The sequence below is a fragment of the Romboutsia maritimum genome (genome assembly GCF_002251085.2).
In the GTDB taxonomy this organism is placed as follows: domain Bacteria; phylum Bacillota; class Clostridia; order Peptostreptococcales; family Peptostreptococcaceae; genus Romboutsia_B; species Romboutsia_B maritimum.
This window is the reverse complement of sequence record NZ_NOJZ02000008.1, coordinates 107,613-118,129: the sequence shown is the minus strand read 5'-3', so window position 1 is coordinate 118,129 and position 10,517 is coordinate 107,613. Positions and strand designations below refer to the sequence as shown.

Sequence of the window (10,517 nt, the reverse complement as noted above, 5' to 3'; positions counted from 1 at the left end):
GTGAAGACTAAGATTAAATAAAAAAGTTGTCTCATATATTTGAGGCAACTTTTTTAGCTAGATAAATATCCAAGACCATAAGGCAATATCATTAAATATTTTGAGAAAAATATATAATTTTAAATAATATAAAAAAAAACTGTATATTATTTAGAAAAAGTGTTATAATAATTATTGTAGAGATACAAGTAAATCAAGAATATCTTGATATAGGTTTATAGGAGATGTTAGAATGACTAACGGAATAGTAAAATGGTTTAATAGTGAAAAAGGATTTGGATTTATATCAGTAGAAGGTGGAGATGATGTTTTCGCACATTTCTCAGCTATACAAACTGATGGATTCAAAACATTAGAAGAAGGTCAAAAAGTAAGCTTTAATATAGTTAAAGGTGCTAGAGGTCCTCAAGCAGAAAACATAACTATATTATAATATATAGACAGTGTGGAAAAAGACTCCTAAGTGAGTCTTTTTTTTATTTTATAAAGTTTGATAAATAAATTAAAATATATTGACAATTTTCAAGAAAAGTTATAATATAATTATAATAAAAAATTAATAAAATAAATTCAGTGAAAAAGAGAGTAAGAATAAATGGATTTTCAGCGAGCTAGGGTTGGTGTAAGCCTAGTAATGAAGTTTAATCTGAAGAGAGCTTTGGAGAAGATTACTTGAAATAATAGTATAGTAATCGGTGGCCTGCCTTAAGGGATGGAGTGGATAAGTTTACTTATCAATAAGAGTGGTAACGCGGATATAATTCGTCTCTTGGTTTTTATAACCAAGGGACTTTTTTATTATAAAAAATTATATTTAGCACTATCATTATTAATTATTGACTGGCTTATCAATAAGAGTGGTACCACGGATAATTTCGTCTCTTAGCATTTTGCTAAGGGACTTTTTGTTATCAAAAACAGTCTCTAAGTTTTAAAATGAAACAATATTAAAAAGTTATTATCAATTACAATTATTTATTAAATGGGAGGTATTATTATGAAAAAATTAAAAAAATCAGTATTAGTTATGTTAGTAGGAGTTTTAAGTTTAGGTACAGTAGGATGTTCTTCATCTAAAAAAGATGTCAATCAATTGCAAGCAGTTAAAGATAAAGGAGTTTTAACTATAGGTACAAGTGCTGATTATCCACCATACGAATTCCACAAAGAAATAGATGGTAAAGATACTATTGTAGGTTTTGAAATGGTGATGGCACAAGAAATAGCTAAGGATTTAGGTGTAAAGTTAGAAATAAAAGATATGAAGTTTGACGGATTATTAGGAGCTCTTAAATCAGGAAATATAGATATGGTTGTTGCAGGAATGAGTCCTACACAAGAAAGAAAAAAAGCTGTTAACTTCACAGATGTTTATTATAATGGAGAACACACTATTTTAATAAAAGGAGAAAATAAGGAAAAATATAAAACTGTAGAAGATTTAAAAAATTCAAAGATAGCTGTACAAAAAGCTAGTTTACAAGAAAGTATAGCTAAGGATGTTATTCAATCTACTGATATAAAATCATTAAGCAAAATATCTGATGTAGTGTTAGAACTTCAAAATAATAATGTAGATGCGATAGTAGTAAGTAAAGAAGCTATAATAGGTTACTTAAATCAGTATCCACAAATAATAGATACTAATATAGAATTAGGTGAAGATGCAGTTGAAGGTTCGGCTATAGCTATTGATAAATCTGATGATATGTCTTTATTAGATGCTGTAAATAAAGCGTTAAATAAATTAGAAAAAGAAAGTAAAATAGAGAAATTTGTTAAAATAGCTACAGAATTAGCTCAATAAGTTGAAGGGAGATTAGTGTATGGATTTTACATTTTTAAGTAAATATTCACAATTTTTTATAGATGGTACAAAAATAACTATAGTAATATCTTTATTTACTTTAGTTTTAGGATTTATGGTAGGAATTATAATATGTTTAGGTAGAATATCAAGAAATAAAATATTAAGTTTATTATCCAGTGTATATATAGAATTTTTAAGAGGAACACCATTGTTAGTTCAAATATATATAATCTACTTTGGATTTCCAACTATAGGTATTAAATTTCCAGACTTAGGATCTATACAATCGGAATATATTTCTGCGATAGTAGCTCTTTCAATAAATTCAAGTGCATATATAGCAGAGATACTTAGATCTGGAATACAGTCTGTAGATAAAGGACAAATGGAGGCTAGTCGCTCATTAGGATTAGATTATTCAATGAGTATGAGACTTATAATAATCCCACAAGCATTAAAAAATGTATTACCTGCATTAGCTAATGAATTTATAGTATTAGTAAAAGAATCATCAATAGCATCAGTTATAGGAATACAAGATTTAATGTATAGTGCAGATATAGTAAAAGGTAATACTTATCTAGCTTTTGAACCATTATTAGTAGCAGCTATGATATATTTCATACTTACATTTAGTTTATCAAAGTTAGTTGGAGCATTTGAATTAAAATTACAAAATAAAAATGTAAAAAATCAACGCTTACTAAAAAATAAATTTGGAGTTAATAAAGTAGGATAGGGGGGCAAAATGATACAAATAAAAAAAATAAAAAAGAAGTTCGGAAATATTGAAGTTTTAAAAGAAATAGATTTAAATATAAGTAAGGGTGAAATTGTAGCTATATTAGGGCCAAGTGGCTCAGGTAAAAGTACTTTACTAAGATGTATAAATTTATTAGAACAGCCAAATGATGGGCAAATAATATTTAATGATGAAAATATATTAAATAAAAAATGTGATATTAATGTAGTTAGACAAAATATAGGAATGGTATTTCAAAATTTCAACTTATTTCCTAACATGACAGTGCTTGAAAATATAATAGTAGCACCAACTAAGGTTAAGAAAGTAAAAAAGCAAGATGCTATAAATGATGCACTAAACATTTTAGACAGAGTAGGGCTTTTAGATAAACAAAATGCTTATCCATCACAACTATCTGGAGGGCAAAAACAAAGAATAGCTATAGCTAGAGCATTAGCTATGAAACCAGATGTTATGTTATTTGATGAGCCAACATCAGCACTAGACCCTGAGATGGTAAAAGAAGTTTTAGATGTAATGAAAGAACTTGCAAATGAAGGGATGACAATGGCTGTTGTTACACATGAAATAGGATTTGCAAAAGAAGTTGCTAATAAGGTAGTATTTATGGATGAAGGATATATATTAGAAGAGGGAATACCTCAAGATATATTTAATAATCCAAAGTATAAAAGAACAAAACAATTTTTAGATAAAGTATTATAAAAGAAGTTTGTATGATTAGGTAGTTCATGGTAAATCAGTATAAGAAGAAGCAAAAACATAAGGATCATTAAATTTTTATATTAAAAAAAATTGTAAACCTACAAGAAAGTAATAATTTTTGATGTTATTGCTTTCTTTTTTTATGATTAATAAAATACTACCTGTACAATAAAAATGGAAAATGAAGTATATATTAGGATTTAGTTCATATTTAAAAGGAATATGTTAATAACATTAGATTATTCAGTAAAATTTATAACATAAACTTATATATTAAATATACTTAATTTTACAATATTTTACATGACACATATGTTATACTATTACTAAATATGTTGAAATTTAAACAGGGGGATAAGCAATATGAGAATAAAAAGCAAAATAATATATAGTATTTTTTTAGGTCTTTTATTTTTCACTACAAACACTTCAGACATAAAGGCAGAACAAACTATCTATGGTTGGCAAAAAGATAAAGATAATTGGTATTTCTTTGATGACTCAGGAGTGATGGTTCACGATACTGCATTTTATATAGGAGGCAAGTTGTACTGCTTTGAAAGTGATGGTGCTATATCTAAAAGAGTAGGTTTTTCTGATGGTAGATATTTTAATGGGGATGGAACGCTTAGAACTGGATGGTTTAAATATAATAATAAATGGTACTATATAAATCAACATACTGGATTGTTATGTAAAGATGGTGCTTATAATGTTTTGTCTGATTGGTATTATTTCAATAAAGATGGTAGTATGACAACTCATAAAGGTTGGATAAATCATAAAGAAGTTGACCAAAAGACTAATAAAACTTACACTGCTTGGTATTATTCTAATGGAAATGGTACTGTTAAAACTGATTGGTTTAAAGATAATGGTAGATGGTATTATTTTGGAAAACAAGAGGGTTCAAGTGAATATTATAGTTTAGAAATGTATACTGGTTTTAGATATGTAGATGGAAAATTGTATCATTTTTATGATAATGGTTGGATGTCTTATAAACAAGGATGGATTAAAAATGATAAAGGATGGCATTATTTAAATGGAGATGGTACTGTTAAAACTGGTTGGTTAAAATCTGATAATAAATGGTACTATTTTGATGGACAGGGAAAAATGTTATCTGATACTAAGTGTATGGTTGATAATAAATTACAAAGTTTTAATAAAGATGGAGTTTGGATTGGATAAATTGATTAAAATATGTACATATGAGTTTTATGAATAGCTCAAACAAATAAAGAACATATAAGTAAAGCGAAATATAGTACTTATATGTTCTTTTTACGATTGTAGCATTTTTATGATATGTACTACATTATTGGATAATACTAAAAAATATTGTAAAATAATTAAAATATAACAAAAAATATCAAAATAAGACAAATTTAAAATTTATGTTAATAAGAATTAATCCGTATATTTTATTATAAATATAAAATTGTAAAAATATATGTTAGGAGGAATACTATATAAAACATAATAATAAATTAAAAAAAATATTTATTTTATCAATTATAATAATATTTTGTATTATCACATTTAGTTTACAAAAAAAAAGTAAATATGTTGATAACTACAATATCATAGAAAAAATAATAAAAAGTTCTGATGACAAAGAAGTGTTAAGTAATAAGTATATTCAAAATATACAAAATAAAATTATAAAACAAAAAGATAGTTTTCAAAAATACTTTATATTAGGATATTTTAGATATTACAAAGATGACTTAAAAAATGCTAAAACGTATTTTGAAAAAGCCATGAATTATATAGAAGATGAAAAAAATTTAAAAGTAATTTGTTATAACTCAAAATTTTTAATGAAATATTGGGCATTTGAAAGAAATTATGAAAAAGCAAATGAAGTATTTAAAAAGACTTGTAACTATATACCTAAAAAACAATATGTTTTTTTATACGAGCCAATGATGGATATGGCAAGATATCTATCTGTTGCATCAAGGAAAAGTGAGATAGGAATGAAAGCATTAGATGATATTGTGAAAAATATAGCCAATTTAACTGATGGGATAAATTTATGTAAATACAATAGTTATTATCAGATTTATAGGGTAGATAAAAGTTATGCTAGAGAAGTTAACTATCTATTAAAAGCAATTAAATTATCTGAAAGTTTAGATGATGAATTTTTATTATCTCGTTTAATTTGTGATTTAGGTGCTGTATATTATGAGCTTAGAGATTATAAAAATGCTGAAGAAGCAATGCAACGTGCATTTAATATAATGAAAAAATATGAATCTAAAAATATATTTTTAAAAAATTATATTTTAATGAACTTAGTTGAATTATACATGGATTTAGAAAAATATGATAAAGCTTTAGAAAAAGGACAACAGATAAAGTATGTTCAAAAATTAAATAAAATGATAACTTCACAAGATTTAAAAAATATGATTGATATAATAAAATCAAATATATATATACAAAAAAAACAATTAAATTCAGCAGAAAAACTATTATATAGTGTTAAAGAAAAAATAGTAGATAAAAAAAAGATTAATATGTTATATACATACTACTATTATAATTTAGCATTAGGTAATTTAAATTTAGCAAGAGGTGAAAATAAACAAGCTATAATTTATTATAAACAAGCTGAAGAAATATCTGAAAAAGAATATGTAAAGGAAATTAAATTGTTAGATAAAATTGCTGATGTATACCATCAATTAGGAGATGAAAAGTCAAGAGCTAATTATCAACAATTATTAGTAAACTTATATAATAAAAATGAATTAAGCAGAAATAAGGAAAATAGAGATTATTTAATTAACCACCTTGAAAAAGAAGGTGAATTAATTAAAAGTGGTAAAAAACAATTGTTTTTTTATAAAAGTTTATCAATAGTTACTATTATTGTATTTTTAATAATTAGTTTTTTAGTGAGAAAGTTAAGACAATTAAAAAAACAAAATATAGTAGATGGACTTACTAGTGTTTATAATAGAAAATATTTTGATTTTTGTTATAATAAAGCAATATTAAAAAAAGAAAATATATCTATTATAATGATAGATATAGATGATTTTAAGAAAATTAATGATACTTATGGACATAGTACAGGGGACTTATTTATAAAAACTACAGCTAAAATTATAAAAAATTTATTAGATAAAGAAGATTTAGTTTTTAGATACGGTGGAGAAGAGTTTTGTGTTTTAATAAAAAATAAAGATATACATGAAGTTATTGAGTTGGCTGAGAATATACGTATGTTTACTGAATCTATAAAATTAAAAGAAAAATTAAAAGTAACACTTAGTTTAGGCATAGGTTTTACTAATAAAGGTGAAGATGCACTTAAATTAGCTGATGAAAATCTATATAAAGCTAAAAATACGGGTAAAAACAAAGTTGTTTTCAAATAATTATATATTTAATTATAATTATGAGTAAGGTTGAAAATATAACAAATTTAGGGTAAGGTATTATATGAGAAATATTAAAATACTAAAAACTAAGGAGAAATAAAATTGAAACAAATAAATGTAAAAAATATTAAAATAAAACATAAATTCAGTGAATTAGTAACTAAATCAGTAAACATAACAGAGCATCAAATTAATGAATGTAAACAATATGCTAAGAACTATGTTGAAGAATCTAAAGAATATAAAAAATTAGTACCTTCAAACATTAAAGATGAAAAACTTCAAAAGCAAATAGCGCAGCAAGCTATATTTGCACAAAAGATAGGTGAGTGTGGAGTTTTAAATTATTTAAATTATAGAGGTATTAACTCAGATGATTTAAATAATAAGAAAATAAGTGTAAAAACTTGTATAGATAAAGATATACATAACAGACTAATAGTAGATAAAAATGAATTTGAATCAAAAAATAATCAAAACTATTATGTTGGGGTACATTTAAATTTACAAGTAGAAGATAAAAAAGATCCGATTAAAAGAAATTTAGTTAAAAATATATATGATATAAAAAGGGTTCAAGTATACGGTTACTTAGAATCTAAGTTTATGGATGAGTTAAGATATGAAACTATTAAGAATAAAGATGGAAAGAAAGAATTTAAGTTTTATAATAAAAAAGCTAGTAACTATGATAAAAAGGACAAGTATGCAAAGTTATCAACTGAGTGTAAATGGTACTATTTAGATAGAGTTTTAGATATAGAAGGATTAGTTATGAATATAAAAAGTAAAAATAATAAATAAGTTTATATTTTATATTGTAGGGAAATTTGTGTAAAAGCAGGTTTTCCTACTTTTTTGAATAAATAGTCTAATATTAAAGAAAATAGTAAATATAAATGGGATAACAATTTGTTATCTAATGAATTTAGGAGATAAAAATGAATTCAATCAATAATAATGAAAAAAAAGAAAGAAGAATAATAATAATAGACTTTGAAGTATTATCCAAAGTAGGATTTTGGATGGTTTGTATGAAAGATTATAAAACAAAAACAGAACATACAATTATCAATGATAGAAAAGAATTTATAAGAATTTTCAACAAAAACAAAGATGCTGTATGGGTAGGATATAATATAAAAGGATACGATCAATGGATTATGAAGGCAATAATTGCAGGGATAGATCCATGTATTGTATCAGATAAGCTTATACAAGAAAAACTATCAGGATGGAAAATAGACCGTTCATTAAATAAAATAAAACTTTTGTTATTTGAATTAAGTAGTGGGATGAGAAGCTTAAAAGAATTAGAATTATTTATGGGAGAAGATATAAGAGAAACAACAGTACCATTTGATTTAATGACATACCCAACTCAATTACAAATTGATGAATTAAAAATATATTGTTTGCATGATGTTAGGATGACTTATAAAGTATTTGAGGAAACGTATTATGAATATGAAGCTCAATTAGGGCTTATTAAATACTTTGATTTTAGTCCTGAAATGCTTAATAAAACGAAAGCTCAACTTAGTGCGACTATATTAGGAGCTAAAAAAAATAATTTTGATAGAAATGATGATTTTGAATTTGAGATAGTAGATACACTAAAACTTGATAAATATAAAAATATCAAAGAGTGGTATTTAAATATGGAAAATAGAAAGTACAATACCTCATGTAGATGTATTATCTATGGACTTGAAACTGATTTCGGATGGGGTGGACTTCATTGTGCTAGAAAGAAATATCAAGCAGAAGGATTTATCGTAAATTCAGATGTTAGTTCATTTTATCCATCATTAATGATAGAATACAACATGCTTAGTAGAAATGTGACTAATCCTCATAAATTTAAAGAAATTAAACAAACAAGGATTAAATTTAAAGAAGAGAAAAATCCTATTGAAAAATCTTTGAAAATTGTACTTAATAGTACTTACGGTTCAAGTAAAGATATTAATAATGACTTATATGATCCAATGATGGGAAATGCAGTTTGTGTTAATGGTCAATTATTGCTTTTAGACTTAATTGAAAAAGTTGAATTAGAATTTAAAGATAATGCAGAATTTATTCAAGGAAATACTGATGGTGTTATGTTTAAATTTAACTGCAAAGAAGATGTAAAAAGATACATAGAAATATGCAAAGAGTGGAGTATTAGGACTAGAATGGATCTTGAACATGATTTTATAGAAAAAATAATTCAAAAGGATGTTAATAATTATATTTTTATTCAAGATAACGGTAAGATAAAAAGCAAAGGTGCTTATGTTAAGAAATTAAGTCTTATAGATAATGATTTGCCAATAATAAATAAAGCACTTGTAGAAAAACTTCTTAATGATGTTAGTATAGAAGATACTATAAATAATACTACTGATTTAATTGATTTTCAAAAGTGCGTTAAAGTAAGCAATAAATATGGATATGCAGTTTATGGTAGTGAAAAAATTAATCTTAAAGTTATAAGGGTTTTTGCAAGTAAATCTTTATCTGATTTTGCAATCATGAAGGTAAAACATGGTAATTTACCTGAGAAAATAGCTAATACCCCAGATAGGGTATTTATTGATAATAATAAGGTTATAGGAAAAGAAATTCCAGATTATCTGGATAAGAATTGGTATATAAAATTGGCAAACAAACGCTTAGATGATTTTGTTTGTGAGAATAATTTTACGTTATTTGATTATTTAGATAATGTTAATTTATTAAGATAATAAAAACATAAATGCTTAGTATTTAGTAAAGAATATATATAAATATATTTAATAATTAAAAAGGGGTAAATTATGTTAACAACAAAAATTATAGTTTTAATTATAATGATTGCAGTAGGAACAACTGCAATATCTTATACTGAAGAAAAGAACCCAGAAAAACTAATACTAGGTGGAAGTTATATAAAAGAAACTAAAATAGAAGATAATAAAGAAAATGATAGAAAAGCGGATAATAGTGAGCAAAATTATATTTTTGAACAATTTTTTAGACCATCAAATATGCCAATATTAAATGGTAAAATAGAAAATTCGATTTATGATATGTATGGTAAAAATTACTCGGAAATAAATATACCTAAAGAACTTTTAAAAACACCACAAGATACTATAATTAATTATTTTATTGTATTAAGAGACGCAGCAAATCCAAATGATGAAACACAAACTGGATGTGGGACATTGGGAGATGCTAAGGGACCTTATCCTGTTGCCTATAATTTTTTATCAAATTCTTATAAAAAACAAATTTCTTATAATGAATACTTAAAATCATTTGAAAATAAGTTACATATAAATTTAATTAAATTAAATAAAGTAGAACCAGATAAAGATAATCCTAATAGCATAAAGTATTTTGTGGAATTAGAAGTTATAGAAGGAACAAATGAAAATAAAGGCGTATTTGCATATTATTATGGATACATTTATTTAGAAGAAGAAAATGGAATGTATAAAATTAAGGATATGCAATATGCTCCAGAAAATTATTTATGTGCACCATATCATGGTTGGTCTTATGATGCTAAATATTTTGTTGAGATTAAATATAAAGAATGGTGTTCATTAGTAAATGGAGATTTAGAAGTTAAAAAAGACGGATATGAAAAGAAGGTCTATTTTAAGGACAAGTATAATAATGAGTACTATGTTCTTTTTTATCAGTTGACTAATGGAGTAGATATAAAAATAGCTGATTATAAGAAAAATAAGAATGGAAAATGGGAAATTATATATATTAATCCTGAGAAATGTTTAGATAAGAATAAAAATTAATTTTTATTTTAAATAATCTTTTATTGAAGCATTTTACAAAAAAT

At 24.5% G+C, this 10,517-nt stretch carries 9 protein-coding genes and 1 other annotated feature; all 9 genes read left to right on the top strand.

The features are described from left to right. Positions 1-232 precede the first annotated feature (232 nt). The 9 genes from CHF27_RS06750 to CHF27_RS06710 all read left to right on the top strand — a co-directional run bounded on the left by CHF27_RS06750 (position 233) and on the right by CHF27_RS06710 (position 10,473). Positions 233-433 (top strand): cold-shock protein, encoded by a 201-nt coding sequence (locus tag CHF27_RS06750; protein ID WP_095404622.1) that lies wholly within the window; start codon positions 233-235, stop codon positions 431-433. A gap of 131 nt (positions 434-564) precedes the next feature. Further along, positions 565-773: a binding site (T-box leader), on the top strand. Positions 774-997: 224 nt separating this feature from the next. Next, a complete protein-coding gene (locus CHF27_RS06745) occupies positions 998-1,807 on the top strand; it encodes a transporter substrate-binding domain-containing protein (RefSeq protein WP_095404621.1) in 810 nt (269 codons plus the stop codon). A gap of 19 nt (positions 1,808-1,826) precedes the next feature. Beyond that, positions 1,827-2,549, top strand: a complete 723-nt coding sequence (locus tag CHF27_RS06740) for an amino acid ABC transporter permease (RefSeq protein ID WP_095404620.1) — start codon at positions 1,827-1,829, stop codon at positions 2,547-2,549. A 9-nt stretch (positions 2,550-2,558) separates the two neighbouring features. Beyond that, positions 2,559-3,281 carry an amino acid ABC transporter ATP-binding protein gene (locus CHF27_RS06735; RefSeq protein ID WP_095404619.1) on the top strand — a complete coding sequence of 241 codons (723 nt, stop codon included), beginning with the start codon at positions 2,559-2,561 and terminating at the stop codon, positions 3,279-3,281. A gap of 363 nt (positions 3,282-3,644) precedes the next feature. After that, entirely contained in the window at positions 3,645-4,475 is an 831-nt protein-coding gene (locus CHF27_RS06730; RefSeq protein ID WP_095404618.1) for a hypothetical protein, read from the top strand. A gap of 431 nt (positions 4,476-4,906) precedes the next feature. Next, positions 4,907-6,679: a tetratricopeptide repeat-containing diguanylate cyclase gene (locus CHF27_RS06725; RefSeq protein ID WP_095404617.1), complete on the top strand. Its 1,773-nt coding sequence runs from the start codon at positions 4,907-4,909 to the stop codon at positions 6,677-6,679. A gap of 105 nt (positions 6,680-6,784) precedes the next feature. Further along, complete coding sequence (locus tag CHF27_RS06720; protein ID WP_095404616.1) at positions 6,785-7,486, top strand: hypothetical protein; 702 nt, start codon at positions 6,785-6,787, stop codon at positions 7,484-7,486. Positions 7,487-7,623: 137 nt separating this feature from the next. Then, positions 7,624-9,417: a DNA polymerase domain-containing protein gene (locus CHF27_RS06715; protein ID WP_243444967.1), complete on the top strand. Its 1,794-nt coding sequence runs from the start codon at positions 7,624-7,626 to the stop codon at positions 9,415-9,417. Positions 9,418-9,489: 72 nt separating this feature from the next. Further along, on the top strand, positions 9,490-10,473 hold the full coding sequence (locus CHF27_RS06710; RefSeq protein WP_095404615.1) for a hypothetical protein: 984 nt from the start codon (positions 9,490-9,492) through the stop codon (positions 10,471-10,473). The last annotated feature ends 44 nt before the right edge of the window (positions 10,474-10,517 follow it).

What these genes read in the sequence shown, in the direction of transcription:
- CHF27_RS06750 (WP_095404622.1), top strand. Translation starts at nt 233, where the DNA reads ATGACTAACGGAATAGTAAAATGGTTTAATAGTGAAAAAGGATTTGGA.
- CHF27_RS06745 (WP_095404621.1), top strand. Translation starts at nt 998, where the DNA reads ATGAAAAAATTAAAAAAATCAGTATTAGTTATGTTAGTAGGAGTTTTA.
- CHF27_RS06740 (WP_095404620.1), top strand. Translation starts at nt 1,827, where the DNA reads ATGGATTTTACATTTTTAAGTAAATATTCACAATTTTTTATAGATGGT.
- CHF27_RS06735 (WP_095404619.1), top strand. Translation starts at nt 2,559, where the DNA reads ATGATACAAATAAAAAAAATAAAAAAGAAGTTCGGAAATATTGAAGTT.
- CHF27_RS06730 (WP_095404618.1), top strand. Translation starts at nt 3,645, where the DNA reads ATGAGAATAAAAAGCAAAATAATATATAGTATTTTTTTAGGTCTTTTA.
- CHF27_RS06715 (WP_243444967.1), top strand. Translation starts at nt 7,624, where the DNA reads ATGAATTCAATCAATAATAATGAAAAAAAAGAAAGAAGAATAATAATA.
- CHF27_RS06710 (WP_095404615.1), top strand. Translation starts at nt 9,490, where the DNA reads ATGTTAACAACAAAAATTATAGTTTTAATTATAATGATTGCAGTAGGA.